Genomic DNA, 26426 nt, shown 5'->3' with positions numbered 1-26426 from the left:
CTTAAAGCGTCAGGCTCTCGATGTGCGCCAGAAGCTGTTCACGGCGCTCACCCTGCTGGTCGAGCTCGTAAGGCGTGGCGGTGCCGTTGCCCCACACGGGCGCGGGCCAGCTGGCGTCATCGGTATAGCGCACCACCAGATGGATATGTAGCTGGCTAACCACGTTGCCTAGCGTGGCAATATTGAGCTTGTCGCCTTGAAAGCCCTCTTTCATGGCGGCGCCCAGCTGCGTCGCCTCCTGCCAAAGTTGGGCCTGCTCGGCCTGACTCAGCTCGAATACCTCACTGATCGAGGCCACGCGGGGCACGAGCACCACCCAAGGGTAGCGAGCATCGTTCATCAGCAGAGCGCGGCAAAGCGGTAGGTCAGCGAGGGGAAAGGTATCGGCCTCTAAGCGTGAATCGAGTTCGAAGGTTGCCAAGCGGAGTGCTCCTAAGCCAAACGGTTGGACTAGCATCATAGCAGGCAGTGATTATGTCAGGGAAAACAGGCGAAATGATTAAAATCTGTTACGCTGAAAACACTCCCAGGCGGTAAGGCTGCCGCCGGAGCTTCCCGATGTCGAATGACCTGTTAAGGAGAACACCATGAAAAAATTACTGGCGACTAGCTTTATTCTGCTCATGACGGCAGGCGCACTCGCGGGCTGCAACACCATTGCAGGAGCAGGACAAGACGTGGAAGAAGGCGGCCAAGCCGTTCAAGACGCCGCAAGCTAAGGCTCGGCCTCAACGGCTTGTCGTGTTTACGTGCGGGCTAGGCAGCAATGCCTAGCCCGCACTGCTTAGTGAGCCAGTGACACGTGTGAGTCAGAACAAACTTCATCGAGGAACATCAATCATGACGCCAGGAAGCACGGGGATGATGATCGCAAAGGGCCATGTGAAACGCTTGAGCAGCGCGCTGGCCGTGCTGCTGCTTGCAGGGTGCAGCAGCGCACCCAGTGAAACGGCCGCGCCGACACCGCCAACGGTCGATCAAACGGCACCGGCTCGACCAACATGCGATGCTAGCGCCGTGCAGTACGCCATCGGTGCGCCCTTCGATGAAGCCAACGTCGAAACACTTGAAGCGCAAAGTGGCGCCAACCAAGTGCGGGTGCTGCGCCCGGGCAGCGCCGCCACCATGGATTACCGTGACGATCGACTCAATATTCATCTGGAAAGCAACGACATGATTGAGGCGCTGCGCTGCGGCTAACGCAAAATCAGCCATACGCAGGCGGCGGTGAGAACGCCCATCGTGATGTTGAACCCACGCCACGCCCGGTCGCTTTTGATCCACTGCCCAATGGCGCTACCAAATGCGGCCCACAGCGCAATGCAGGGCAGCGCCACCACTTCCGCAAACCCGGCCAGTACCAGGGCATTGACGATCGGCTGGCCGCTCTCCGGTAGAAACCCCGCCATCAGCGCCAACCCCATCACCCACGCTTTAGGGTTGGCGAACTGAAACATGGCTGCCTGCCAAAACGTCAGCGGCACCCCGTGCTGGCTGGCGTGTAAGTTGGGCGGCGGGGCGGTGGCGATTTTCCAGGCAAGGTAGAGCAAATACGCACTCCCTACCCAGCGCAGCGTGGTTTGCACCACCGGGAAGCGTTCGAACAGCACGCCTAGCCCCAGCGCAATGCTGGCAAACAGTAAGAAACAACCTCCTAAAATGCCCCACATATGCGGCATGGTGCGCCGAAAGCCAAAGTTGGCCCCCGAGGCGGTGAGCATGATGTTATTGGGCCCAGGTGTGAGCGTCATCGACATCATATAGAGCGCTGCGGGGCCAAGGATGAGCCATTCGCTATTCATTTTGTAACCATACAATTTTGATGAATTGGGTTGTTGGTGGGCATTTTTGTTAGCATAATGTGGCTATTTTTTACGTCAAAGGTTTTATTGTCACCATGACAATTTGGGTGCCTTCCATTGAACACATGACCGGCCCACGCTATCGGGCGATTGCCCAGGCCATTGGCGATGCCATTGCCAGGGGTGGTTTGGCGCCAGGAGAGAAACTGCCGCCCCAACGCCGGTTAGCGGATGCGTTAGGCGTCACCGTGGGCACCGTCACCCGGGGCTATGCCGAAGCAGAGCATCGCGGATGGGTGAGCGCCCGGGTAGGCAGCGGCACCTATGTGAAAGAGCGCAGACCAAGCCACGTCTTTGGCAGTCAGCCCAGTACGCAAGCCGGTGACGATTCGATCGATTTGAGCCTCAGCCTGCCGCCACCGCATCTTTTAAGAGAGCAGGCGCTGAGTGCGGCTCTGACCACACTCAGTACTTCGGCGGATGCGCTCAGGCGCAGCGTGGCTTACTCAAGCTCCCAGGGTAGCGACCACCACCGCGCCGCTCTCTCTCAATGGCTCACCCAGTTAGGTATGGCCCTCGACGCTGAGGAACTGCTGATCACTCAAGGCGGGCAGTACGGCATTAGCCTGGCCATCGGCACGTTGTTACGCCCCGGAGAGCTGATCGCCGCCGATGCCTTGACGTACCCAGGGGCGATCAGCGCAGCCCAACAGGCGCATCTCAAGATGGTCGCCATCCCTTTCGACCAGGAGGGGATGTGTATGGAGGCGCTGGCGGCCCAGTGCGCGCGTCAGCCGCCGCGATTGATATACCTTACGCCTGATCAAAACAATCCCACCGGCATCTGCCTGAGCGAAGCGCGCCGAGAGCAGCTCGTGGCGCTCGCAAGGCGCTACGATATATGGCTGCTAGAGGATGGCGTGCAGTACCTACCCGTCGAGCAGCGTGGCACGCCGCTCTATCGGTTAGCGCCAGAGCGCACGCTGTTCGTCTTTAGCACGGCAAAAGTGCTGGCGGGCGGGCTGCGTATGGGCGTGCTGCGCGCGCCACCTGCGCTGCTGGATCGGCTGGCGGCGGCCTTGAGAGCGCAAAGCTGGATGGTGCCACCGCTCATGGTGGATGTGGTCTGCCACTGGGTGAGCCAAAGCTCGTCACGGACCATCTGGTGGGCTACTCGCTGAGCCGTCGGCCAAACGGCAGCAACGTATGGCTAACGCTGCCCGATGGCGTAAGGGCGCTCGAGCTGTGCGAGCGGCTCAACCAGCAGGGTGTCAAAGTGACCAGCGCGGAACCCTTCTGCGTAGGCAGTGCACCGGCCCCCCAGGCGGTGCGGATTTGCATCGGAGCGGCCGTTGATCAGGCGGCGCTTACGCGTGCGCTGTCCATTGTGCGCGCAAGCCTAGAGCAGACGCCCCTTGCGACCGCAACGGTCTAGCTAGTCGTAGCGATCTTTCCAACCCTGATGGCGCACCTGCTCTTTGAGCATGTCGAGCACGTCGTAAAGCACCTGTTCGGTCACTTTGGCGCTGGTGTCGTCGACGGTCAACCAACTGTCAAAGCTGGTGTCGGCGGTGCGCTCGACGAGTTGACGAAAGGCGGGGGAGTGCATGCCTTGCGCCATTTCATCCACCAGCCGCTGGGCGACACTGCTGATAGAAGCTTGCATCGCGCTTGATGCGGTTTTTCCCATGGGTAAGCGGTGTAGTCGTTGAATGTCCGGGCTCTCCCGCAGCGTGCGGCTCACCAGATCGTCGATGGCCATCATGATGGCGGTGCGATTTTGCTGATACGCCCGTCCGGCCGTCGCCTCGAGGCGCTCGGCGATTTCATGGATCAACTGGGTTTTGCGCGGCATGATCACCCGCTCGATGACGCGTTCGGTGAGCGAGTCGCTGGACATGATCTGCTCCTGAGCGTTGCCTAGCAAACGCAGCGCTATACGGTCTGAGAGCTCCTCCAGCAAAATATCGTAATACTTGGCAAAAAATCGATAGACCGACCAACGGGTCACGTCGATCAAGCGCAGTCGATGTAACCGGTGTAGGAGCGAAATGACGCGTAAGGCACGTAGCCAACGAAACCCACTGAGTGGGATGCAGCCCAGCACGTCGTACCAGTGTACGAAGGGATAGAAAAACCAGCGGTGATAGCGCCGCTCGGCAATCGCGACGGCCCAGCCCAGGAGTACATCGGCAATGAAGACGCTGACGAAAACCAAGTCGATGGTGATGAAGCGGCTGTGAATCGTCGTATCGTAAAACTCGTGAAAGCCAGGTGCGATGGTGGCCAGCGACTGGTTGATTGGACCGATAAGGAACAGCGAGTCAAACAGCAGCAGGCTTAGGTTGAGGACAACGGCGGCAAGGATCAAGAGATCCCAGCCGATGTGCGCATACTCGACGGCCTTGGGCAGGTGGGGGTAGCGCTGCCTGATGGGCATGATGACTCCTTGTCGTCGCGGGTAGGGTAGCGCTTAGCGCTGCTGGTGATGCTGTTGAGTCAGCTCCTCTTCGCGCTCGGCCTGCTTACGCAGCTTCTTGCGCAGCGCCGCCTTTTCGAAGCGCAGTTTCTGTAGCGGGGTCTCCAACGCCAGCGGCGGCACCCGGGCGGGCTTGCCGTTGGCATCCACGGCTACCATGGTGAGGTAGCAGCTATTGGTATGACGAATCAGCTTCTGGCGAATATCCTCGGCCACCACTTTGATGCCAATTTCCATGGAGGAGCGCCCCACATGGTTCACGCTGGCGAGAAACGTCACCAACTCGCCGACATGGATTGGCTGTTTGAACAGCACTTGATCCACCGATAGCGTCACCACGTAGTGGCCGGAGTAGCGGCTGGCGCAGGCGTAGGCGACTTCATCGAGTTTCTTCAGAATAGCACCGCCATGCACTTTACCGCTGAAGTTCGCCATGTCCGGCGTCATCAAGACCGTCATGGAAAGCTCGTGCTGGCCCGGTAAGGCGCTGTGTTCAAGGCTCTGGTCTGAGGCGTTGGGTACAGCAGAGGCGTCGGACATAAAAGTCACCCTACGATTAAAAATGCCCGCCCCCAGGCGATAGGGGCGGGCGTTGACGTCGTGCTTAGCTGCTTAGAACCAGACCAAGCCTACGGAAATGATAATACCGGTAATGAATAGCTGGATCAGACAGAAGCCCATGATGTCCTTGGCTTTCAAGCCGGCAATCGCCAACACCGGCAGGGCCCAGAAGGGCTGAAGCAGGTTGGTCCAGGCGTCGCCCCAGGCCACCGCCATGGCCACGCGGGCAATGTCGGCACCCAGCGCTTCTGCGGCAGGTAGCATGACCGGCGCTTGTACCGCCCACTGGCCGCCGCCGGAGGGCACGAACAGGTTGACGATACCAGCGCTGAGGAACGACCAGAACGGCAGCGAGTTAGCGGTGGCAAACGAGACTAGCCATTCGGACATGCTCTGGGCCAAGCCCGACTGCACCATGATCGCCATGATGCCTGCATAGAAGGGGAACTGAATGACGATCCCTGCGCCGCCTTTAATGGCTTCGTTCAGGCTAGTGAGCAGGTTACGGGGCGTGCGGTGCAGCACGATCGCCAGGAACAGGAACATGAAATTCACCACGTTCAGGTTCAGACCGCCGCCACGCAGAAGGAAGTGGTCGAGCAAGAACAGCAGGCCCGGTACGCCCACCAGCAGCGCCAGCGGCATGCTGTTCTCGAGCTTTTCGGCAGGGCGCGTGAGACGGCCCACGGGCTCTGGTTCGTCGTCGAGCAGTTTGGGGTCGACGTAGACGCTGTCTTTCTCATCCGGCAGCATCATGCGGTTGACCAGCGGTACGGCGATGAACAGGCAGATGACGATAGCCAGGTTGAAGAAGGCGAAAATGGTCGAACCGGTGCCGATGACGCCGATCTGGTCCGCAGAGAAGTGGCCTTCGGTGGCGATCGTCAGCGGCACGGAACCGGCCAGGCCACCGTGCCACACCACGAAGCCGGAGTAGGCGCTGGCCACCAGCAAGCGGTAGTCGACCTTGATCAGACGGGCCAGCTCTTTGGCGAACAGTGCGCCGACCACCAAGCCAAAGCCCCAGTTGATCCAGCTAGCCGCCAGCGAGACCAGCGTGACGAGAATGATCGCGCCGCCGGGTGATTTCGCCGTACCGGCAATTTTTTGCAGAATGCGTTTCACGGGCGGAGAGCTTGCCAGCATGAAGCCGGTAACCAGCACGAGCAGCATCTGCATCGAGAAGGTCAGTAAGCCCCAGAAACCGTCGCCCCACATACGCAGCACGGCCAAGGGCGTTTGGCGCTCTACCGCGATGGCGGCGACGGCAGCAATCAGGGTTAGCAGGAGAACGAAGATATACGGGTCTGGCAAATAACGCTCGACCAGCTTGACCGCTGGTTTTGATATGAGTTTTAGCATGGAGTGCTCACTTTATTCGTTATTAGGAAGTGCGCGGCTAATATACGGTGGTGCGGTACAATTTTCATCCCTCCACGGCCAATGCGTGGGGTGCTTAACATTGTCACATCATCTTACGTTAGCGCAGTTCGCTCGCCCTGCCCGTTGTGGCGTTCAACGCTGCTGATCAAAGGTGAGAAACGCCGGATGACGGCCGCCAGCGGGTCAGCCGGTAGTGCCGATAATAGCCAATGAGCACGGCCGAGCGGGTGAGCATAAAAAGTGTGAAGGCTAGCCAAAGGCCGTGATTGCCCAGACCCTGACAGAACCACCAGGCCGGCAGGTAGACGGCAAGGCCCGCAAAGATGCTGTTACGCATCTCTCGCACTGCCGTGGTACCGATGAAGACCCCATCCAACAGGTAGCTCCACACGGCAATCAGTGGCATGACGACCATCCATGGCAGATAGGCCGCTGCGGTAGCGCGCACGTCGCTGAGCCCGGTAAGCAGGGCGATCAGCTGATTTCCCCCTAAGGCAAATAGCAGTGCCGCAGCGGCAGAGGTCCAGAACGAAAAGTGGGCCGTCGCGCGTACCGTGGCGGTAAACTCGCGCCAGTCTTGGCGGCCGTAAGCGCGCCCCACCAGCGATTCGGCGGCATGGGCAAAGCCATCCAACGCGTAGCTGGTGAGCATGATGAATTGCAGCAGCACGGCATTGGCAGCGAGCACGGTATCGCCCTGACGGGCACCTTGCGCGGTAAAAAACGCCATGGCAAACAGCAGCCCCAGGGTACGCACGAACAGGTTGGCGTTGACGTTGAACAGCGCCGAGTAAGCCTTAAGTGCTAGCAGTCGCTGGCGCTGAAAGTGGCCTTCCACATACCCTAGCTGGCGCAGCACCAAGTAGCCGCCGAAGGCCAGCGCGCTGTAGTCTGCGAACACGCTGGCTAGCGCCACGCCGTTACTGGTCATCCCCAAGCCCACCACGAACCACAGGTCGAGCAGGATGTTCACGCTGTTGGTCAGCAGCAGAATCATCAGCGTGACGCGGGCGTTCTGCTGCCCTAAGAACCACCCCAGAATGGCGTAGTTGGCCAGTACGGCAGGGGCAGACCAGAGGCGAATCTCGGCATACTCGCGGGCCAGCGGCGTGGCCTCGGCGCTGCCATCCAGTAACCACAGGCCAAGAGAGATCAGCGGCGAGCCCAACACGATCAAAAGCGTCCCGATGACGCCCGCCATGATCAACGATTGGCCAAGCAGGTTGCGCACGTCGCTCGGCGCATCGCGCCCGATGGCCTGGGCGACCAGTCCGGTGGTGCCCATGCGCAAAAAGCCAAAGCCCCAATAAAGGAAGCTGAATAGGGTGGCACCGAGGGTAACGCCGGCTAAATAGCGGGAATCGGGCAAGTGCCCGACCACGGCCGTGTCCACCAGCCCCAGCAGGGGCACGGTGATGTTGGAGAGTATGATGGGCCAAGCGAGGGTCCAAATACGCATTCAGAGTGACCTTCGCTCGCAGACGTTCAGGCACATCTTAAGTGGGAGAGTTAAGCGGCAGTAATGATGCGGTACTTCTCCATCAACTGCTCTTGGGTCTCGGGGCGCTCTGGGTCGAGGGGAATACAGTCCACCGGGCACACCTGCTGGCACTGAGGCTCGTCGAAGTGGCCGACGCACTCGGTGCACAGATTGGGGTCGATCACGTAAATCTCCTCACCGGGAGAGATCGCGTCATTGGGGCATTCCGGTTCGCAGACGTCGCAGTTAATGCATTCGTCGGTGATCATCAGGGCCATGGGCATACCTCACGAATGGCGTATCACCCGAGCAGTGAGATACCCGAGTGTTTTACTCAACAATTATCGATAGCTAGGTAGTGTAGTGCTTACGCAGCGTCTCTGCGACCTGTGGATGCACGAGCGGTGAAATATCGCCGCCCAGCTTGGCGATTTCCCGCACGATGGTCGAGGAGATATAAGAGTTTTCCACGGCGGGGGTGAGAAACACGCTCTCGAGTTCGGGATTTTGAGCGCGGTTCATGTTGGCCAGCTGCAGCTCGTACTCGAAATCGGAGACGGCGCGCAGACCACGTAAAATGATCGTAGCGCCCTGCTCGTGCATCATGGTCGTGAGTAGCGTCGAGAAACCAATGACGCTGACGTTGGGCAGCGACGCGCATACCGCTTCCGCCAGCGCGATTCGCTGTTCTAAATCCAGGCTGGGACGTTTGCCGGGGCTAGCCGCTACGGCAATCACCACTTTGTCGAACATGCGCGCGCCGCGCTCGATCAGGTCGAAATGACCGTTGGTGATCGGGTCGAACGTGCCGGGATAGACGGCGATATTCTCGCGGCGCCTGCTCATGTCGGCGTCTCCTCGTCTAGCGAACCAAACGGATTGTTGGGGGCCAGCGACACCGCCTGATCGTAGCCAGGTATGTGAATACGGTCAGCGTGTATCTCGAGTTCCGGGCCTTCGAGTACCGCGTCGCCAAACTGGTAGCGAGGGGCGTAGTGCCCCCGGTCGGCGTCGGCCAGATACGCTGCGGCGTTGGCGCGGACGGTTTCACGGCGGCCTTTCCAAGCATTGATGGCCGCGCGGCCGTGGCGCTTGACCAGCAGGCGCTCGGTGACATCGGGCGAGAGCACGACACCCGTGGCGTTATTGCCACCAAAGCCTTTGGCGTTGACGAAGGCGGCATCGGCGGTAAACGCTTGCGGTGTCGTGAAAAAGCGCAGCCGCTCGGCATATACGTCATCGGCCACCGCATCCAGCGTTGGGATGCCTGGCAGCAGGCCGTGGGCGAAGCTGCCCAAAGCGCTGGCCAGCTGGTCGCCCGCCGCCGAGCCTTGCGAGTGGCCAATGAAGGCTTTGATCGCCACCACCGGCCACTGCTCGATGCCGTTCGCGCGGGCGATTTCATCGAACACGTGGGATTCGGTGGTGCGGTTTTTCGGCGTGCTGGTGCCGTGGGCATGCAGGAAGGTGCGCTCTTTTAGCGCGGTCTCCCCCAGCATGTCTTTGACCAGTGCGGCTGCCTTACCCAAGGTGATGTAGTTGCCGATGCCGGGCGCAGAGATAGAGCGCTTGTAGCCGTCGGCGTTGACGAAGACCTCGGGCACCGCGCCGAGGATATCGGCCCCTAGCTCTAGGGCGAGGCTGTCGTCCATCAGCAGCACAAACTGGCTGGCTTCGGCCATGGTGAAACCGCAGTTGCGAGCGAACGGGCGGCACGCGCGCTGGTAGTCGGTGTCGGTAAGCAGCTCCAAGGCATCCAGCGCTTTCAGGCTGGCGTCATCGGCCAGCGCGCCCATGGCGCGGAACCCTTCGATGATCTCCGGCGTGATCGGCGCGTCGGCGGTGCCCACCATCACCACCCGGCGGCGACCCGCGCGGATATCCTCGATGCCCAGACGCAGGTTGTAGAGGAAGCTCGCGCACGCCCCCAGCGCCGCGCCGGTGCCGCCGACGCTACCCAACACGTAGGCATTGAGAAAGTCAGCGGGCATTTGCCCATAACCCAGCGGCATCTGCTTGGAGGTGGCTCGTTGACCGGTTACCAAGCTTTTCAGCAGCCCTCCCCACCCCTGGTCATCGAGCTGACCAATGGAGTTGCCCGCATAGACGGCAATGTGGTCGGGGTTGAGCTGCTGGCGCAGTGTTTCCCAAGAGAGGCCGCTGGCCCCCAGGCAATCACTGGCACCGAAGACCGCCATGGAGAGCCCGCGCGGGTGGTGAACACTGCGGTACAGACTGGCGGGATCGAAGCCGCTGGGCAACTGGGCCGCCGCCCTGACTTTGGGCTCTTGCGCGTCAGGCAACAGCACGTCGAAAGCACCGGCAGGGAGGGTGACTTCGACCTGCCGCGCGTCGATCTCGCGCACTTGCCATCCGTCGGGCAACTGATCGGGAAGCTGGCGGCGGCGCAGCGTGACGCACATCGGCTCGGCTAGGGTCATGTCGACGCGTCGATTCGCTGGCAGGCCCGGGGCCAGAAAGCGCGGGTCTTCGTTGCGGCGAATCAGCGTGTGATTAAGTACCTGATTACGCAGCCGTAGGGCAGGGGCGTCGATGGGCTGTCCTGCGCTGTCGTGCCATCCGTTGTCGGAGTGCTCGGCAAGACGCATGAGCGCCGCCAAGCCTTCCAGGGTCTGGCGCTGTTGGTCAGCAGGTAAAGCATCAAGCACGGTGCGGCGGAAGGCCTGATGGCCCGAGGTTCTGCCGGCGGGATTGATGCCGCCCATGCCGACAATCACCGGTAAGTGTGACAAGCCGGGTTCCTCGTGGTGCGGTGGTTTTTAATAACAGTTATTGTCAGACCGAGTCGATAATGGCGACCGATCCGAGCTTAATCAGTGAGCTGAACGTATGGCTCGGGCGTGATCATAGCACCGGGCGTGCAACGGCGTCATGCCGAGCGCGCGGGAGACTGATAGAATCACGCTTTTTTTAACCCAGGGGATGGCATGCAGCACACCTCACGGCCAGTGACGTCCAATCAGCCCGGGCCGCATCCCGATGTGGCCCGGCGAGTCACCCGCGCGCTCGCACATCCGCTGCGCAAACCCGTTGCCGATCACACGCGGCGAGCGTTCGAACGGGCCAACGCGTGGCGACAGCAGCGCGGTGCGCCTTTGATCCTCGACGCGGGCTGCGGGGTGGGCCTATCGACCCGACGATTGGCACTAAGGTTCCCTGAGTGCAGTGTCATCGGCGTCGATCGTAGCGAAGATCGGCTGGGGCGCGAGCACGGCGAGTTGCCGGACAATGCGCTACTGGTGCGTGCCGATTTGGTCGATTTTTGGCGGCTAGCACTGGAAGCAGACTGGGCGCCCGAGCGCCACTATTTGCTGTATCCCAACCCGTACCCTAAGTCGGCCCACTTGAAAATGCGCTGGCATGGCCATCCTGTTTTCCCCACACTATTAGCCTTGGGAGGACGGTTGGAGCTGCGCTCGAATTGGCAGCTTTACGTGGAAGAGTTTGCCCAGGCCGTGAACATCGTCACAGGCCAAGCAGCTAGCGTCACCGCGCTGCAACCTAACGGCGATTATCTCACTCCGTTCGAAGCCAAATATGACCAAAGTGGCCAAACGCTCTGGCGTTTGTGCATCGAGTTGGAGCGCTCATGACATTTATCTATCTGATTCTCGCGATCGTGGCGGAAGTAATCGCCACTAGTGCCTTGAAAGCCTCGGCGGGGTTTACCCGCCCACTGCCGAGTCTGCTGGTGGTAGGGGGCTACGGGGTCGCGTTCTATTTACTGAGTTTGGTACTGCGCACGCTACCCGTCGGCATTACCTACGCCATTTGGGCGGGCTTGGGTATCGTGCTGGTGACGCTGGTTGGCATCGTGGTGTTTGGTGAAACGCCAGACCTGCCCGCCGTGCTGGGTATCACGCTGATCGTGGCGGGTGTGGTAACGCTGCAGGTCTTTTCCAAAATGAACGTTCATTGAGGTTGCTCGACGTGACGAGTTTTCTGACTTTCTCCACACGCTGGCTACGTAACGGCGTCGTTGCCGGGGTGACGACCGCTGCGCTCTGCGCCAGTTCAGCGCTTTGGGCCGATTTCACTCGGCTGAGCCAACTCGAAGCAAAAGGCTTTGCCATCAGCGCCGAGGCGCGCTTGTTGGATGCCGATAGCGGCAGTAACCCGCTGTTGGGTAGCCTGAATCCGGAGCGTCAGCTCTCGCCCGCCTCGGTCACGAAAGCGTATATGTCGGCGGCCTTGCTGAACCGCTTTGGCCCCCAGCATCGTTTCACCAGCCAGCTCGTCAGTACTGGGCAGGTACAGGACGGCGTGTTGAGTGGCGATCTCGTGTTCGAGGGCGGCGGCGACCCTGGATTGACGACCGAAGACCTGTGGCGGCTCGTTCATCGGCTGCGGCTGGCAGGTGTTGCCCATGTCGACGGGGCACTCATCGTCAGCCAGTGGCGCTTTGGCCCGGTGGAGTGCATCACCACGGACCGCTGCAATGCCCGTACCCGAGTGACCAACGCTTATAGTGCGCCGCTCTCCTCGGCGGGTGTCAACTTTGGCACCTGGTGCGTCAACGTCGCCCCGGCGGCCCAGCCGGGGACGCCTGCGCGGGTGGGTCTGTGCGACAGCCAAGATCCGCTGATCGTCATCGATAATCAGGTCGTCACGCGTCCGGCCAATAGCGGCACCGAGATCAGCGCAGAGCGCCTAACCGACGAACGCGGTGATGTCATGCGCTTGACGGGGCAGATTTCCACCAACGCGGTGGCGCGGGATGTCTACCGTGGTGCGGGCGATGCCGCAGAGAAGACGGCCCAGGTACTGCTCAGTATGCTCAACCAGTCCGGTATCAGTGTGCGCGATCCGTGGCGCGTCAGCGCCAGCCAGCCGCCGAGTAGCGCCCAGCGCCTAGCCGCCGTGGATAGCCAGCCGCTCCAGGAGCTGCTGCTACGCACCATGAACTACTCCAACAATTACATGGCCGACGTGCTGGCGCTGAACTTGGTGGAAACACCCCAAGCGCAGCTTCGTCAAGCAGGGCAGGCCATCGAAACCTATGTGCAGAGCCTGCCCGGGCATGGCCCGATCACGTTACACAGCGGCAGTGGGCTGACCACTGACAATCGCACCTCGGCTCATGGTGTCAACGTGATGCTGGAGGACATGTTCCGTCAAAGCGCACTGTTCCCGAGCTTCGTAGCCGCGTTCCAGTCGCCCGCCAATGGGGTGATGCGCTTCATTCGTCGCGGCACATCCACGTTCCAACATAACGTCATGCTGAAAACTGGCACGCTCAACCAACCGTTTGCCGTGCGCGCTGCGGCAGGCTATTTCCGCACGGCCCAAGGGCGCTGGGGCGTGTTCAGCGTGCTGGTGAATGGTAGCGGCAGCACGCCTTATCTCAGCTGGCCCGAGGTGCTCGACCCACTGTCGTTAGATCTCGATGCAATGATACTGGCCAATTAATGAAACGCTTAGCTGAGGCACAACGGGCATGAAACCACGTCACACGGGGTTAACCCATTTATTGCACTCCACACGCTACTCCTGGAAAGGCCTGAAAGCAGCGTTTCGTAATGAGTCTGCCTTTCGCCAGGAGCTGGCGATTACTGCCGTGCTGCTGCCATTTGCCTGGTGGATTGGCGAAGGCCCGATCAGTTGGCTGCTGCTGGTCGGCAGTCTGTTTCTCGTGCTGATTGTCGAGCTGCTCAACAGCGCCATCGAAAACGTGGTCGACCGTATCGGCACCGAACACCATGAGCTGTCAGGGCGTGCCAAGGACATCGGCTCGGCCGCGGTGATGCTGTCGCTGATGATGGCGGGGCTGACCTGGGGGCTGTTAGGCTGGGAAAAATGGATGGGCTAGTTGGCCTAGAATGTCGTTGAGAATCATAACAATCGCTTGGCAAAGAGGTGCTTATGCAGTCCCACGATGCGTTATTTCCCACGGATACGCTCCCCAAGTCGCTCGCACCGGCGGCCGCCCAGGCCCACCAGCGCCTGAGTGAGGCACTGAGCCAAGCGGATAACATCGCCTCGATGACCAAACAGTCGCTACCCTCCCGTCATTGGGACGCTCTAGCCCCTGCCCGCCGCAAGGCGTTGGCGCGGGTGGTGACGATTTCCACCTTTGCTATCGATACGCTCGCTCGGTTTCCCCACTGGCTGGCCGAGTTGGATGCTGCCGGAGAGTTGGATAGCGTCCCCAGTAAGGAAGCGCTGACCCAGTGGTTGGATGAAGCCCTAGAGAGCGCCGAGGACGAAGAGGCGCTGCACCGGGTCCTGCGCCGTTTTCGCCGTGCGCGCATGCTGGGTATCGTTTGGCGCGATCTTGAACGCCCCGACGGCGCCTCCATGTGGGACACCGCCCGGTCGGTCTCTTGGCTGGCAGAAGTATGCACCGACGCAGCGCTGTGTTGGCTGGAGCGTTTCTACGCCACCCGCTGGGGCACGCCTGCTCCGCGCCGCGACGGCTCGCCCCAGCGCCTCGTCGTGTTGGGGATGGGCAAGCTAGGGGCTGGCGAGCTCAACCTCTCCTCGGACATCGACCTGATTTTTGCCTTCCCTGAAAAGGGCGAGACCGAAGGCGGCCGTAAGCCTTTGGAACATCAAGAGTACTTCACCAAGTTGGGCCAGCGTTTGATCGCTGCGCTGGATGCCATGACGGCGGATGGCTTCGTGTTCCGCGTGGATATGCGCCTGCGTCCGCTGGGCGACGGCGGCCCGCTGGTGGGCAGTTTTTCGATGCTCTCCAGCTACTATCAGGACCAGGGCCGAGAGTGGGAGCGCTACGCGATGCTCAAGGCGCGGCCCATTGCCGGGGACCTCGACGCCGGGCATGAGCTGCTGGCCAGCCTGCGGCCGTTCGTCTATCGCCGCTACCTCGATTTTGGCGCCATCGAATCGCTGCGCGAGCTGAAGGCAATGATCAACCGCGAAGTGAAGCGCAAAGGCATGCAGAGCAACATCAAGCTGGGGCCGGGAGGCATTCGCGAGGTGGAGTTCGTGGTGCAGGCGTTCCAACTGATTCGTGGCGGCCGCGATACCGAGCTGCAGGTCACCTCGCTGCATACGGCGCTCGAGCGCTTACCGGAGCTTGGGTTATTGCCCCAAGCCGTGGTGGACGAGCTGCTGCCGGATTACGCCTTTCTGCGCGACGTGGAGCACGCTCTGCAGGCACTCGAAGATCGCCAAACCCAAACCCTGCCCAGCGATGACGAAGATCGCGAGCGCGTGGCGTTGGCCATGGGGCACGAGGATTGGCCTAGTCTCATCGCCCAGCTCGACGAGGTGCGCGAGCGCGTTCGTCAGCATTTCGATGCAGTGATTGCCGACCCGGAGGAGGACGCAGAGGAGCAGCAGAGCGAGGCCGGCCTTGCCCAGTGGCGGCTGCTTTGGCGCGGCGAGCTGGAAGAGGGCGAAGCGCTGGCTCTGCTTAGTGACGCGGGGTTTCAGTCGTCCGAGCGGGCGCTCAAGCGTGTGCAGAGCCTCTACAGTTCCCGGGCCGTGCAGAGCATGCAGCGCATCGGCTTCGAGCGTTTGGATGCGCTCATGCCGCTCCTACTGAGTGCCGTTGCCGAGAGCGATATGCCGGATACCGCGCTGGCGCGGGTGCAGCCCCTCATCGAGGCCGTACTGCGGCGTACCGCTTACTTGGCGCTACTGCGGGAAAACCCTCAGGCGCTGGAGCACCTCATGCGACTCTGTTCGGCGAGCCCTTGGATAGCCGAGCAGCTTGCGCGCTACCCTATCTTGCTGGACGAGCTATTGACCCCCGACACGCTCTACACGCCCGCCGACAAGGCGCGTTTGGGCGACGAGCTACGCCAGACACTCAACCGGATACCCGAAGATGACGAAGAGGCACAGCTAGAGGCGCTGCGGGTCTTCAAGCATGCCCAGATGCTCCACGTCGCCGCCTCCGATATCGCCGGTACCCGCCACTTGATGAAAGTCAGCGATTACTTGACCTACATCGCCGAAGTGATCTTGGAGGCGGTGCTGGCCATGGCGTGGAAGCACGTGACGCGCAAGCACGGCGCCCCTGCCGGATGTAATAGCCGTGAGCCTGCTTTTTTGATGATCGGTTATGGGAAGCTCGGCGGTATCGAGCTGGGTTACGGCTCGGATCTGGATTTGGTCTTCCTGCACGACAGTGACGGCAAAGGCAGTACCGACGGTCCACGTCCCCTGGATACACCGGTGTTCTTCACTCGCCTGGGCCAACGCATCATCCACCTGCTCACCGCCGTGACCCCCGCAGGCAGCCTGTACGAGGTGGACATGCGTCTACGACCGTCAGGCAATGCGGGGCTATTGGTCACCTCGCTGGATGCCTTCGCCGATTATCAGCACCAAAACGCCTGGACCTGGGAGCATCAGGCGCTGGTGCGTGCGCGCGTCGTGGCAGGTAACGAGGCGCTGGCCAAGAAATTCGACGCCCTGCGCGGCGATATTTTACGCAATGAGCGCGATCCCGACGCACTGCGCGACGATGTGGTCAGCATGCGCCATAAGATGCGTGACCACTTGGGGACCAAAGGGCCGCTGGAGAGTGGTCCCGACGCCACCTTTAACTTGAAGCATGACACCGGTGGCATGGTGGACATCGAGTTCCTGTGTCAGTACGCCGTGCTGGCGCTTTCCCACCAAACGCCAGCGCTGATCACCTATAGCGATAACATTCGTATTCTGGAAACCCTGGCGGAAAGTGGGCATATCACACCAGAGGAGGCCGAGCAGCTGCGCGAGGCGTATTTGGCCTACCGCAGCCGAACGCACCGCGCGGCGTTGACGGGAGAGAAGGCGTTGGGCCAAGTCAGCGAGTTTGCAGAGCATCGCCAAGTGGTGACGGCGCTGTGGCAGCGTTTTTTGGAGCCTTGATTGGCGCGCCAAGCATTTTTCAGTAGCATCGGTAAAAAGCTAGCCTGTTAACGACTGCTCCAGAGCGGCTATTCCAATAAAAACAAGGATGAACGTATGCGCACTCACCCATCCGCGCGGCCTCACCATGAGGCGGCTTGCCAATGATTGGGCAAATTATAGCCACGCTGCTGCCGGTCTTTTTGATTGCTGGAAGTGGCGCCGCCTATGGACGTTTCCGATCGCCTGATATCCGCAGTCTGAATACGCTCAATATGGAGCTGTTCGTTCCACTGCTAGTATTTGCCGTTCTGGCTGACCGCCAAGCGCCGCTGGCAGAGTACGCGTGGCTCGCCAGCGCTGCCGCATTGGTGGTCCTGGGGTCAGGAGTCGTACTGTGGCCCGTGGTGAAGTGGCTTGGGCTGGAAAGTAAGGTCTTCCTGCCGCCGATGATGTTCAATAACTCTGGCAACATGGGAGTGCCGCTGCTGGTGTTGGCCTTCGGGCCAGAAGCGCTACCGGCAGCCGTGGTGGTCTTCATCGTGGAGATGCTGCTGCACTTTTCGGTGGGCCTTTATATGCTGGACCCGCGCACGTCGCTGTGGCGGATGCTTAAAATGCCTATCGTCGCGGCCAGTGTGGCGGGGCTACTGGTCAACGTTGGAGGCGTGCCGCTGCCGGGGTGGCTGCTAGAGGCCATGCATATGCTCGGTGGCGTATGTATCCCGCTGATGCTCTTCGCCCTGGGCGTACGCCTGCTGGAGATCGACTTTAGCGATTGGCGTACGGGCTTGTTGGGGGCAGTGCTCTGCCCGCTCTCCGGGGTCATCATTGCGCTTCCGCTGATGTGGCTGCTGCCGCTGACGCCGCTGCAAACCGCCACATTACTCGTGTTCGCAGCGCTGCCACCAGCCGTGTTGAATTACTTGGTCGCCGAGCAGTATCGACTTGCACCGCACAAGGTCGCATCGCTGGTGTTGATTGGTAACCTGGGGAGCTTGATTGTCATGCCGCTGACCCTGGCGGCGGCCTTTGCCTGGATCCAGCCGCCACCCTGACAGCGGCTGGTGCAAACAAGGGGACACACTCAACAGGGTACGGAGTAAGAAAAACGGATTAGTGGCGCGGGTCGTCCTTGACTTCGTAACTGCCTTCGAGCGCATCACGCTGCCCCGTGGACTCCTTGCCAGCGTAGCTACCGCCGATGTCTTGAGCTTGGTCGGCGCGCATCTGCTCCATGCGTTTTTTCATCTTATGGCGCACGAACGGCATCATTGCCCAGCCAACGAGCAAGAAAAATAGCCCTAAGACGACGCCAACGATCATCAGCACGCCAAACGCAAGCCATGTCAGTAAAAGCTTTAAGCTGCCCACGAGCCCGGTCGGCTGCGTTTGGGCAGCCCGGGCACGCCACTGGTGCGCGGCTTGCCAAGCGGCATTACGTTGTTCGCGATTCATCTGTGGCATGAAAGCCTCCATCGTTCGTTTGCCCCCTTTGGAGCTTGTTCAGGCAGGCAAGTTCACTGCCGGTCGAATTTTCCACTCGACTTCTTTTAAAGCGTCATCAATCAGAGGTGGCTAAATGGGCTCTCTTGAGCGCTCGACATGCGATGACACGCGCTGAATGTTAGGCTTTACATGAAAACACTAACATGATGCGTCATGTTTTTATGAGCTAATGTTTTAAGAACAGCGAATGAGGGATCTAAATAAACGAACGCACTATATGCGTATATTTCGTTCATTAACCAGGGTGGTGCTATGACAAACCATGGAGGTAAGTCGGTGTTTATCGCATCGGCGGTGATCATTTTTGGCTTAGTAATCGTAGGGGCCTCTTTTCCCGATGCGTTTGGCAGCGCCGCAGAGACGGCGCTGACGTCCATTACCGAACTGTTTGGCTGGTTCTATCTCTTCTCGGTGTTCGGTTTTGTCGTTTTTCTGATCGGTCTTGCGCTCAGCAAATACGGCAAAGTGCGCCTTGGGCCTCAGGACAGTACACCCAGTTATAGTTTTTTTTCCTGGATCAGCATGCTGCTGGCCGCGGGGTTTGGAGTCGGCTTGGTGTTTTACGGCATGGCGGAGCCCATGACGCACTACATCAATCCGCCCTACGGGGATGTGCCTGCCGAAAGCGAGGCTGCCGCGCGCTATGCAATCCAATACAGCTACTTCAACTGGGGGATCCACCAGTGGGCCGCTTTCTCGGTGGTGGGACTGATCATCGCTTACTTTCAATTCCGCAAAGGGCAAGCAGGGCTGGTGTCGTCCGTTCTCTCATCGGTGACAGCCAAACATCCGCGTATTCGTCCCTATGCGTCTTGGCTGGATGTTTTTGCGGTAGTGGCGACCGTCATGGGCGTGGCAACGTCGTTAGGGCTAGGCGTCCTGCAAATGAATGGTGGGCTCAATGCGGTGTTTGGCCTGCCTGAGAACGGGCTTTGGCAGTTTGCCATTCTATTCGTGATGTTTTGTGCTTACATGGCCTCGACTTGGTCAGGGCTCGACAAGGGCATTAAACGGCTCTCGAATCTTAATATGGCGCTGTGTATCGGTTTGATGCTCTACGTGCTGTTTACCGGCCCGACCATCGCGATTCTCGAAACCATTACGCTGGGTATCGGCGATTATCTGCAGAACTTCATTGGTATGAGCCTACGAATTTCGCCCTACAGTGATAATCAGTGGGCCAGTAGCTGGACCATTTTCTACTGGGCCTGGGTCATCGCTTGGTCGCCCTTCGTCGGCACGTTCGTTGCCCGCGTCTCGCGTGGTCGTACCATCAAGGAGTACGTGTTCGGCGTACTGTTCGTGCCGCCGCTGCTGGCGTGTCTGTGGATCGGCGTATTTGGCGGGGCCGCGCTCAATTTGGAAATGAGCGGGAGCGATGTGGGCCTCGCGGCTGCAACGGAAGCCAACATCACCGTCGCCCTGTTCGAGATGTTCGATCTCATGCCGTTCTCTGGGGTACTGTCCGTGGTGGCCATGCTGCTGATTTTCATTTTCTTGGTGACGTCGGCAGACTCCGCTTCATATATCGTCGCGCAGATGACCGACAACGGCTCGATCAATCCGCCGCTCTACAAGCGCGTGGCATGGGGTGTACTGATTGCAGCGATCTGCTTGACGCTGATCGTCGCTGGCGGTCTTTCTGGATTACAATCTGCCGCCGTGCTGTCAGCTCTACCGTTTACCTTTATTCTGTATATGATGGTCATCGTACTGGTACGTGAGCTGCGTGCTGACCGTAAAGCCATGCTGACCCAGCTCTATCGTCGCCACGGCGAAACGCCCGTAGGGGCCGACGCCTTCGAGGCCGAGCAGCTGGGTGAAGAGGAGCGGTTGCGTCGTGCCCCTAGCGTGGTCAACCGGCGTATCAATAGCTAAGCAATGGCTTCAATAGAGGAAGCACTCATGGAAACAGCGTGCTAATGGCTCGACAAGGACGCCACGGAGCCACGCGAAGACAGCCCAAAGGCGCTGCTTTCGACCGCTGGCTGGATCGCTTGGTCACCGTGGCGGTGATCACGGCCATGGTGGTGGGCATCTCGGCGGTGATGGCTCACTGGCTGTTATGATGCAGTGTCCAAGGAGAGTGTGATAACGCCCGGCTATGCCGGGCGTTCGTGTATCTCGACTCGGTTACGGCCACGCCGTTTGGCCAAATAGAGCTGTTGGTCGGCAAGGCTCAGCAGGTCGTCGGTACTCAGCGGCCGTTCGGCGGACATGCTGGCTACCCCCATACTGGCCGTCAGATGTGAATGTGTGCTGGAGTAAACGTGAGGAATGGCGAGTGAGAGCACTGCTTGGCGAAGACAGTTGGCGACGTCCAGCGCTCCAGCGCTCGCGGTGCCTGGCAGCACACAAATAAACTCTTCTCCGCCGTAACGTGCCAGCAGGTCGCGGCTGGGGTCGATGCACTGGTTGAGCGCCGTTGCGACCGCCCGCAGCGTGTCATCTCCCATGGCGTGGCCATAGTGGTCGTTGAACTCTTTGAAATTGTCGATATCGATGAAAATCACCGACAGGGGCCGTTTGGCGCGATGCGCCCACTGCCACTGTTGGGCGATGAACATATCGAAGTGACGGCGGTTGGCCACGCCCGTCAGTCCATCGTATTGAGAAAGCTGATGAAGATGATCGCGCTGCTCCAGCCCTGATTGAAAGGCATTGAGGAGGTGGTCCAAGCTCTCGACCAAATGGCCCAGCTCGTCGTCGTGATGGCCTTTCAACGATGGTTTGGGCCACTGTCCTGGCCGTGCGGGGTCGGTTTGAGTAATTGCGGCGTGCACTTTCAAGAGCGGACGGGTAATGAAAATATGGAACAGCGCAATGACTAAGCCGCTCAGTAAAAAGGCTTCCACCACGCTTCGTCCCACGACCTCGTAGCTACGCTCTAAAAACTCTTGTGTCAGGTAGTCCGCATCCAGCGTGAGCGAGATATCGCCCACCGTCGCGTCGGGCATGTCACTGCCGATGTAGTAGCGTAGCGGCATGTCATGATTGACGATGTCGCCAAATAACCGCTGACTGAGCCAACTAGCGGCGGCTGGTCGAGTGGGGTAAAACTCTGCCAGAGCACGACCAAAATCGTCGCGAATCGCCACGTGAGCAATGTCGCTGTTACTGAACAAGCCAAACGCGATTTGATGCGCTAAATCGGGATTGAGCTGAAAAGCGGCTTCGGCCGCTGCGCCGTTGACGATGGCCAATTGCTGTAAGGTGCGTTTTTGTACGTCTTCGCGCATGCTACTGGCGTGACCGAGTAGCTCGATGCTACCGGATACCAAGCTGATCAAAATGGCGATTAACAGCGTTAGCAGGGCTTGCTTGAGCGTCAAGCGACCGCTGGCGAGATAAGGCTTGGTGATACTCACGACAGTGGCTCCCTTTTCGGGGTGGGCGGCGTGTCTAGGTGGCGCTGCAGTCGCTCGATCACGCTGCGTTCGACGCTGGGGTGACAGGCGAGATAAAGCGGAGCGTAATGGAAGGTAAACAGGTGCTCGATGGCAACGCCTTCTTCTGCTGCCAGTCGCTCTGCGGTCGCTCGTCCAGTGACGATGACATCGATCAACCCTGCCCCTAGCCTCACCATGTTTTCACGCTCGGTGGGCGCGCGCAGCACCTCGACCCCTTGGTTAGCCACGTAATCTCCCACGGCATCTTCACGAAAACTGCCTACCCGCCACTTACCCAACTGATCAAGCTCTGTAAGCTCCCAGTGTCTCGACAATAGGCCGAATGCCGACCACTCGTTGATGACCAGTGGTCCAACCCAGTGAAACAGCGGCTCTCTTTCAGAGGTACGGGTGGTGGAGTAGACGCAGTGGTGCTCGCGTAGCCGTGCTTCGGTATACGCCCGCGCCCAGGGTAAGAGGCGAAAGCGAGCGTCGATCCCGGCATGCGTCAATGCATGGCGTAGCTGTCGTGTGGCAATCCCGTCGATGTCGCCCTGAGGCGTCTGATAATTGAACGGTGGATACTCTTCGGTATTGATCGTGAGCAGCGGTGATTGAGCACGGCTGGCGAGACTGATACCGATGAGCAGCAAGCCGATTGCAACGATCACCCCGTAGGGCATCACGTACAAGAGCGTTCGATTAACCATCGCTACCTGCCTGTATGGCCACCGGGAGAGTCGTGACGTGTTCGAAAGCCTGCTGGAGTTGGGCAACGAGGCGTGAGTCCGTCTCAGCGTTGAGCGCGAAGTAGAGATAAGATTCGCTCAGGGTATAGAGAGGTACCACGATCTCGGCGGGATAGCCTGCTTGCTCGGCAATCCACTGGGCGACATCGCTGCTGTAAGCCCACAGGTCGACGCGCTCGTGGAGCAGCATATGCAGGGCGCTGCGATTATCCATGGCTGGTCGTATCAGTGCCTCTGGGTAGCCTGCCTCGGTTAGGGCTTGGGCACCAATGTCCTCGCGTATGACCGCCACGCTCAATCCCTGTTCGATGGCATCGTCCAGTGAGGACACTCGAATGTTCGCTCCCTGACGTGCAAGCAGCACGACATGGTCTCGCGCGATGGGACCTACCCAGTGAAACCGCGATTCTCGGCTCGGCGTGCGGGTCGTGGAAAACAGGACGGTGTTGGGCCGATGCAGGGCGAGTTCGTAGCCGCGTACCCAAGGGTAGTAGCGGATGTCATCCCTGCCCAGGGGAGAGCCCGCATGGGCCAGCATGGCTTCAAGCAGCTCGACGGAGCTGCCCATCAAGCGGTCCCCGTCTAAGTAGTTGTAAGGCGGATACTCTTCCGTGATAAACGTCAGCGATGCCAGGGATACCGTTGAGTCGTCCGCGAACACACGGTCGTCAAAAAGAGAGGCGGTGACGTCAGCGCACCCTAGCAGTAGAAAAAGGGTGGCCAGTAAACGCTTTTTTATAACGTTGCCATGCGCCATCTAATAGCGTCCCTGTTATTAATTTAATCTAGCAAAGTTAGAGTAACTTTGTGTGTCTGTCACCTCTAATCTGTTAACGAACTGGATAGCGAAGCGATACGGCGAACTGATACTCTTATGGCTCTTTTTAAGAGAGCGCTGATATGTCGTCTGCCCCCGTCATGCCCAATGCCACTGTTTATGCGACCCGGCGCGAAATTTTCGGCTGGGCCATGTTTGATTTTGCTAATCAAGCCTACACACTGCTCATTATTACCGTGGTATTTGGCGAACTCTTTACCACGGTTATCGTGGGCGAACGCAACGATGGTTATCGGCTCGCCAACTTTTTATGGAGTCTTGCGCTTGCCATCAGTTATTTGATGGTCGTGATCAGTGCCCCGCTATGCGGTGCCGTTATGGATTATCGCGCTGAGAAAAAACGCTTTCTGCTGTTTAGCTATTTGGCAACGGTGGCCACGACGGCGATGCTCTACTTTGTCGAGCCTGGCTACGTGGTGCTGGGCCTGTTATTGATCGTGCTCTCCAACTATGCCTACTCCATGGGAGAGTCGTTCATTGCCGCCTTCTTACCTGAGTTGGGTCCGCCGGATGCACTGGGGAAGATTTCTGGCTTTGGCTGGGCACTGGGCTATATCGGAGGGTTAGTCGCTGCTGGTTTTACGCTCATCGTGCTGGGAGAGGCGACGGCCGACAACTTCGAGCGCATCCGCTGGGTGGGTCCATTTGCGGCTGGCTTCTTTTTGGTGGCTGCCATCCCAACGTTTTTGTGGCTAAAAGAGCGCGGTGTGCCCAAACCCCACGGTGTCTCTTATCGCCAAATCGCTCAGCAGCAAATAGTGGGCACCTTCAAGGAGCTGCGCACCTTCAAGGATTTGAGCATCTTTCTTGTCTCTCTGCTGTTTTCCATGGCGGGGGTCTACATCATCATCGCCTTCGCGTTCATTTACGGTGCTCAAGTCATCGGATGGGATGAGAGCGTGCGCAATATCATGTTCATCATCGTGCAAGTCACCGCTGCTGCTGGTGCGATCGGATTTGGCTTTCTGCAGGATAAACTCGGGGCCAAGCATACGTACCAAATGACCCTGGCCCTGTGGGTGGCTGCTATCGTGGCCATCTGGGCGACCCCCGAAGTGACCGCATGGCTCAATCGGCAGTTGGGTTGGCAGTGGCAAGCGCAGCATGTATTTCTAATCGTGGGCTGCCTGGCTGGTTTGAGCTTGGGCTCCAGCCAGTCGGCCAGCCGCGCGCTGGTGGGTGTTTTCTCGCCGCTGGAGAAGTCAGCAGAATTCTTCGGCTTCTGGGGGTTGGCCAACAAGCTCGCCGGGGTGCTAGGCATCGTCATGCTGGGCATACTGCAAACGCTAATTGGACTACAAGCGTCTATTCTTCTTTGTGTGGGGCTGTTCATGGCGGCCATGCTGATCTGCTTAGGCGTCAACGAGCGCCGCGGGCGTCAGGCGGCGGTGGCCTGGAAAAGTGTCTAATGCCACGAGGTGAGCGATGATGACAGGCCGGGCACAGCGCGGCGGCATCGTCATGATGCTGCTCTTCTGGGTGCTGCTCATGGCAGTGGGCACTTGGTGGATCCAAGGCGGCCTGGAGCAGATGTGGCAGCCAAATGTACATCTGATGAATACCGCTCCCGACAATGCGCCGGTCACTCTCAAACGAAACCGAGCGGGGCACTTCGAGGCACCTGGCCGTATCAACGGAGAGCCCGTTACGTTTTTGTTGGATACCGGGGCCACCTATGTGGCGGTGCCCAGCGAGCTAGCCGAACGCCTGCGTCTGGAGCCAGGGCGGCGTGCTTGGTTCAATACGGCCAACGGGCGCGTAGAGGGGAACCTGACCCAGTTGGAAGAAGTCGCGCTCGGTGGAATACGCATGAGCAACGTGCAAGGCTCCATCAGTCCAGGCATGGAACGGGATACGGTGCTGTTAGGCATGAGTTTTCTGAATCAGTTAGCCATCGAGATCCGTGGCGGAGAGATGGTGCTTAGACTGCCAGAACCTTAATGCTGGTTTGTGTTAAGCGCACTCATGTGCTTAGCTGAAGGCTCATGGACGCTTAAACGCAAGGAGTGACAATGGGTATCGAAGTCGGCGGTTTATTAGGTTTGATCTGGCTCGTCATCGTCGTATGGGCCATCGTAAAAGTCGCTAAAAGCTCGGCCGGTGGGTTGGCCAAACTGCTCTGGATCATCGCACTACTGGTCTTTCCCCTTGTCGGGCTAATCGCTTGGTTCTTATTTGGCCCTAAGGGATAGCGAGTGTTAGTCAGTAGAGATATAAAAAGGCAGGCCGTGAGGGCCTGCCTTTTCTGTATTGAGCATCATGAATAGCGGCTATTCATCCATTGCGCTATTGGCATCGGTAGGCGGTGCCTTGTAGTGCCCGGGGATCTTCAGCTTCTCACCGTTGGGCAGGTCACGCACCTGTGTCGGCACATAAACACGTTTAATGACACTTTTGGCTTTGCCATCTCCCATGGGATCTCCTCCTGTCAGATTGTCGACAGTCTGCCACCTCACATTAGCGCTTGATGTTAGAAGAATCAAGCCGACCCAAGCTGCCCAGTAACGAAAGCCAGGGAACATTGATCAAAGGGCAGGCGCTGGCGAGGTTTTGAGGTATCCTGGGAGCTATCACGACCTGCTTTTGCATCGGGTGAGCGGGTGATAATACAAACTGCCTAAGCGGAGTGAAGAAAAAGGATGGTAGATCACTTGGAACAGCAATTTCAAGCACTTGGGGAACAGGATGCGGTCACCCCCGACTACCCCGACCAGGATCACGTGCTTATCATCGAAGACGATCAGCGCTTGGCGGAGCTCACCCGCGACTACCTGGAGGCAAACGGCTTTCAAGTCACGTTAGAAGCGGATGGCGCCAAAGGAGTCGACCGTATTTTGACGCTGCAGCCTGATCTCGTCATTTTGGATCTAATGTTGCCGGGGGAAGATGGTTTAGCGATTTGTCGCCGTGTTCGGCCCAATTTTGTCGGCCCCATCATGATGCTAACCGCCCGAACGGACGATCTCGATCAGGTATTAGGACTCGAAATGGGCGCGGACGATTACGTGCCTAAACCGGTGCAGCCGCGGGTGCTGCTAGCACGCATGCGCGCGTTGCTGCGGCGTGCCGATGGCCCTGCTCCAGATGGCGAAATGCGTCTTAAGTTCGAAAATTTGGAGATCGACAACGCCACCCGTGAAGCTTGGCTCTCTGGTGATCGCATCGACTTGACCAGCGCCGAATTCGATTTGCTATGGCTGTTGGCGCGGAATGCGGGTCGTGTGCTGACCCGTGAAGAGATCTTCAGCGATCTTCGCGGTATCAAGTACGACGGTCAGGACCGCTCCATCGACGTGCGGGTGTCGCGGATTCGTCCCAAAATTGGCGACGACCCCAATCAGCCGCACCGCATCAAAACCGTGCGCAGCAAAGGCTACCTGTTCGTCAAGGACAGTTAAGAGAGGTTGTGG

At 59.2% G+C, this 26426-nt stretch carries 30 protein-coding genes; 16 read left to right on the top strand and 14 right to left on the bottom strand.

Going from position 1 to position 26426, the window contains the following annotated elements:
• Position 1: 1 nt before the first annotated feature.
• Positions 2-421, bottom strand: a complete 420-nt coding sequence (locus MHM85_RS12295) for an HIT domain-containing protein (protein ID WP_153842480.1) — start codon at positions 419-421, stop codon at positions 2-4.
• 166 nt (positions 422-587) lie between these two features.
• Between MHM85_RS12295 and MHM85_RS12290 the strand changes: the two genes are divergently transcribed.
• On the top strand, positions 588-719 hold the full coding sequence (locus MHM85_RS12290; protein WP_139526306.1) for an entericidin A/B family lipoprotein: 132 nt from the start codon (positions 588-590) through the stop codon (positions 717-719).
• 121 nt (positions 720-840) lie between these two features.
• Entirely contained in the window at positions 841-1200 is a 360-nt protein-coding gene (locus MHM85_RS12285; RefSeq protein ID WP_239286109.1) for an I78 family peptidase inhibitor, read from the top strand.
• On the opposite strand, the gene MHM85_RS12280 is transcribed toward MHM85_RS12285, so the two are convergent.
• The gene (locus MHM85_RS12280; protein ID WP_153842481.1) at positions 1197-1802 is read right to left on the bottom strand and encodes a LysE family translocator; all 606 of its coding nucleotides are present in this window, start codon (positions 1800-1802) and stop codon (positions 1197-1199) included. The genes MHM85_RS12285 and MHM85_RS12280 overlap by 4 nt on opposite strands.
• A 95-nt stretch (positions 1803-1897) precedes the next feature.
• Here MHM85_RS12280 and MHM85_RS12275 point away from each other — a divergent pair, with 95 nt between their 5' ends.
• Together MHM85_RS12275 and MHM85_RS18500 are read left to right on the top strand one after the other, a co-directional pair.
• Positions 1898-2983, top strand: a complete 1086-nt coding sequence (locus MHM85_RS12275; protein ID WP_343218335.1) for a PLP-dependent aminotransferase family protein — start codon at positions 1898-1900, stop codon at positions 2981-2983.
• Positions 2968-3237 carry a hypothetical protein gene (locus MHM85_RS18500; protein ID WP_343218334.1) on the top strand — a complete coding sequence of 90 codons (270 nt, stop codon included), beginning with the start codon at positions 2968-2970 and terminating at the stop codon, positions 3235-3237. The genes MHM85_RS12275 and MHM85_RS18500 overlap by 16 nt, the downstream gene beginning before the upstream one ends.
• Here MHM85_RS18500 and MHM85_RS12270 read toward each other — a convergent pair whose 3' ends face one another.
• The 7 genes from MHM85_RS12270 to MHM85_RS12240 all read right to left on the bottom strand — a co-directional run bounded on the left by MHM85_RS12270 (position 3238) and on the right by MHM85_RS12240 (position 10431).
• The gene (locus MHM85_RS12270) at positions 3238-4242 is read right to left on the bottom strand and encodes an ion transporter (protein WP_239286111.1); all 1005 of its coding nucleotides are present in this window, start codon (positions 4240-4242) and stop codon (positions 3238-3240) included.
• Positions 4243-4275: 33 nt separating this feature from the next.
• Positions 4276-4821, bottom strand: a complete 546-nt coding sequence (locus MHM85_RS12265; RefSeq protein ID WP_089675809.1) for an acyl-CoA thioesterase — start codon at positions 4819-4821, stop codon at positions 4276-4278.
• 72 nt (positions 4822-4893) lie between these two features.
• Positions 4894-6204 carry a short-chain fatty acid transporter gene (locus MHM85_RS12260; protein WP_139526311.1) on the bottom strand — a complete coding sequence of 437 codons (1311 nt, stop codon included), beginning with the start codon at positions 6202-6204 and terminating at the stop codon, positions 4894-4896.
• A gap of 166 nt (positions 6205-6370) precedes the next feature.
• The gene (locus MHM85_RS12255) at positions 6371-7684 is read right to left on the bottom strand and encodes an MATE family efflux transporter (protein WP_239286113.1); all 1314 of its coding nucleotides are present in this window, start codon (positions 7682-7684) and stop codon (positions 6371-6373) included.
• A 50-nt stretch (positions 7685-7734) separates the two neighbouring features.
• Positions 7735-7983: a YfhL family 4Fe-4S dicluster ferredoxin gene (locus MHM85_RS12250; protein WP_219861771.1), complete on the bottom strand. Its 249-nt coding sequence runs from the start codon at positions 7981-7983 to the stop codon at positions 7735-7737.
• 73 nt (positions 7984-8056) lie between these two features.
• Complete coding sequence (gene coaD, locus MHM85_RS12245) at positions 8057-8551, bottom strand: pantetheine-phosphate adenylyltransferase (RefSeq protein WP_239286115.1); 495 nt, start codon at positions 8549-8551, stop codon at positions 8057-8059.
• Positions 8548-10431 (bottom strand): beta-ketoacyl synthase, encoded by a 1884-nt coding sequence (locus MHM85_RS12240; RefSeq protein WP_239286134.1) that lies wholly within the window; start codon positions 10429-10431, stop codon positions 8548-8550. Before MHM85_RS12240 ends, coaD begins: the two co-directional genes overlap by 4 nt.
• Before the next feature lie 222 nt (positions 10432-10653).
• Here MHM85_RS12240 and MHM85_RS12235 point away from each other — a divergent pair, with 222 nt between their 5' ends.
• The 6 genes from MHM85_RS12235 to MHM85_RS12210 all read left to right on the top strand — a co-directional run bounded on the left by MHM85_RS12235 (position 10654) and on the right by MHM85_RS12210 (position 17589).
• Entirely contained in the window at positions 10654-11319 is a 666-nt protein-coding gene (locus MHM85_RS12235; RefSeq protein ID WP_239286117.1) for a methyltransferase domain-containing protein, read from the top strand.
• Entirely contained in the window at positions 11316-11645 is a 330-nt protein-coding gene (locus MHM85_RS12230) for a multidrug efflux SMR transporter (protein ID WP_139526316.1), read from the top strand. Before MHM85_RS12235 ends, MHM85_RS12230 begins: the two co-directional genes overlap by 4 nt.
• Positions 11646-11713: 68 nt before the next feature.
• Complete coding sequence (dacB, locus tag MHM85_RS12225; RefSeq protein ID WP_219863935.1) at positions 11714-13135, top strand: D-alanyl-D-alanine carboxypeptidase/D-alanyl-D-alanine-endopeptidase; 1422 nt, start codon at positions 11714-11716, stop codon at positions 13133-13135.
• A gap of 28 nt (positions 13136-13163) precedes the next feature.
• Complete coding sequence (locus MHM85_RS12220) at positions 13164-13535, top strand: diacylglycerol kinase (protein ID WP_062362369.1); 372 nt, start codon at positions 13164-13166, stop codon at positions 13533-13535.
• Positions 13536-13588: 53 nt separating this feature from the next.
• Positions 13589-16552, top strand: a complete 2964-nt coding sequence (glnE, locus tag MHM85_RS12215) for a bifunctional [glutamate--ammonia ligase]-adenylyl-L-tyrosine phosphorylase/[glutamate--ammonia-ligase] adenylyltransferase (protein WP_239286119.1) — start codon at positions 13589-13591, stop codon at positions 16550-16552.
• A 143-nt stretch (positions 16553-16695) separates the two neighbouring features.
• Complete coding sequence (locus MHM85_RS12210; protein ID WP_153842487.1) at positions 16696-17589, top strand: AEC family transporter; 894 nt, start codon at positions 16696-16698, stop codon at positions 17587-17589.
• A 58-nt stretch (positions 17590-17647) separates the two neighbouring features.
• On the opposite strand, the gene MHM85_RS12205 is transcribed toward MHM85_RS12210, so the two are convergent.
• Positions 17648-17998 carry a hypothetical protein gene (locus tag MHM85_RS12205; protein ID WP_239286121.1) on the bottom strand — a complete coding sequence of 117 codons (351 nt, stop codon included), beginning with the start codon at positions 17996-17998 and terminating at the stop codon, positions 17648-17650.
• 294 nt (positions 17999-18292) lie between these two features.
• Here MHM85_RS12205 and MHM85_RS12200 point away from each other — a divergent pair, with 294 nt between their 5' ends.
• Together MHM85_RS12200 and MHM85_RS12195 are read left to right on the top strand one after the other, a co-directional pair.
• Positions 18293-19918 carry a BCCT family transporter gene (locus tag MHM85_RS12200; RefSeq protein ID WP_139526320.1) on the top strand — a complete coding sequence of 542 codons (1626 nt, stop codon included), beginning with the start codon at positions 18293-18295 and terminating at the stop codon, positions 19916-19918.
• Positions 19919-19962: 44 nt separating this feature from the next.
• Positions 19963-20109 carry a hypothetical protein gene (locus MHM85_RS12195; RefSeq protein WP_168444471.1) on the top strand — a complete coding sequence of 49 codons (147 nt, stop codon included), beginning with the start codon at positions 19963-19965 and terminating at the stop codon, positions 20107-20109.
• A gap of 33 nt (positions 20110-20142) precedes the next feature.
• Here MHM85_RS12195 and MHM85_RS12190 read toward each other — a convergent pair whose 3' ends face one another.
• From MHM85_RS12190 to MHM85_RS12180, 3 genes are read right to left on the bottom strand one after another with little or no spacing between them, the layout of a single operon-like run.
• On the bottom strand, positions 20143-21408 hold the full coding sequence (locus MHM85_RS12190) for a GGDEF domain-containing protein (RefSeq protein WP_139526321.1): 1266 nt from the start codon (positions 21406-21408) through the stop codon (positions 20143-20145).
• The gene (locus MHM85_RS12185; protein ID WP_231125548.1) at positions 21405-22139 is read right to left on the bottom strand and encodes a transporter substrate-binding domain-containing protein; all 735 of its coding nucleotides are present in this window, start codon (positions 22137-22139) and stop codon (positions 21405-21407) included. The genes MHM85_RS12190 and MHM85_RS12185 overlap by 4 nt, the downstream gene beginning before the upstream one ends.
• Positions 22132-22935 (bottom strand): transporter substrate-binding domain-containing protein, encoded by an 804-nt coding sequence (locus tag MHM85_RS12180; protein ID WP_139526322.1) that lies wholly within the window; start codon positions 22933-22935, stop codon positions 22132-22134. The genes MHM85_RS12185 and MHM85_RS12180 overlap by 8 nt, the downstream gene beginning before the upstream one ends.
• Before the next feature lie 143 nt (positions 22936-23078).
• Between MHM85_RS12180 and MHM85_RS12175 the strand changes: the two genes are divergently transcribed.
• From MHM85_RS12175 to MHM85_RS12165, 3 genes are all read left to right on the top strand, one after another.
• Entirely contained in the window at positions 23079-24425 is a 1347-nt protein-coding gene (locus tag MHM85_RS12175) for an MFS transporter (protein ID WP_239286123.1), read from the top strand.
• 16 nt (positions 24426-24441) lie between these two features.
• Positions 24442-24957: a TIGR02281 family clan AA aspartic protease gene (locus tag MHM85_RS12170; RefSeq protein ID WP_139526323.1), complete on the top strand. Its 516-nt coding sequence runs from the start codon at positions 24442-24444 to the stop codon at positions 24955-24957.
• A gap of 71 nt (positions 24958-25028) precedes the next feature.
• Positions 25029-25208, top strand: coding sequence for a PLDc N-terminal domain-containing protein (locus MHM85_RS12165; protein ID WP_139526324.1), 180 nt, complete (start codon positions 25029-25031; stop codon positions 25206-25208).
• A 78-nt stretch (positions 25209-25286) separates the two neighbouring features.
• On the opposite strand, the gene MHM85_RS12160 is transcribed toward MHM85_RS12165, so the two are convergent.
• Positions 25287-25430, bottom strand: a complete 144-nt coding sequence (locus MHM85_RS12160; RefSeq protein ID WP_168444470.1) for a hypothetical protein — start codon at positions 25428-25430, stop codon at positions 25287-25289.
• Between the two features lie 225 nt (positions 25431-25655).
• On the opposite strand from MHM85_RS12160, the gene MHM85_RS12155 reads away from it, so the two are divergent.
• Positions 25656-26414, top strand: a complete 759-nt coding sequence (locus tag MHM85_RS12155; RefSeq protein ID WP_139526325.1) for a winged helix-turn-helix domain-containing protein — start codon at positions 25656-25658, stop codon at positions 26412-26414.
• Positions 26415-26426: the final 12 nt, after the last annotated feature.

The sequence above is a fragment of the Halomonas sp. McD50-4 genome, assembly GCF_022348135.1.
Classification (GTDB): Bacteria; Pseudomonadota; Gammaproteobacteria; order Pseudomonadales; family Halomonadaceae; genus Vreelandella; species Vreelandella piezotolerans.
The sequence above is the reverse complement of the archived record's forward strand: the minus strand, read 5'-3'. Positions and strand labels throughout refer to the sequence as shown.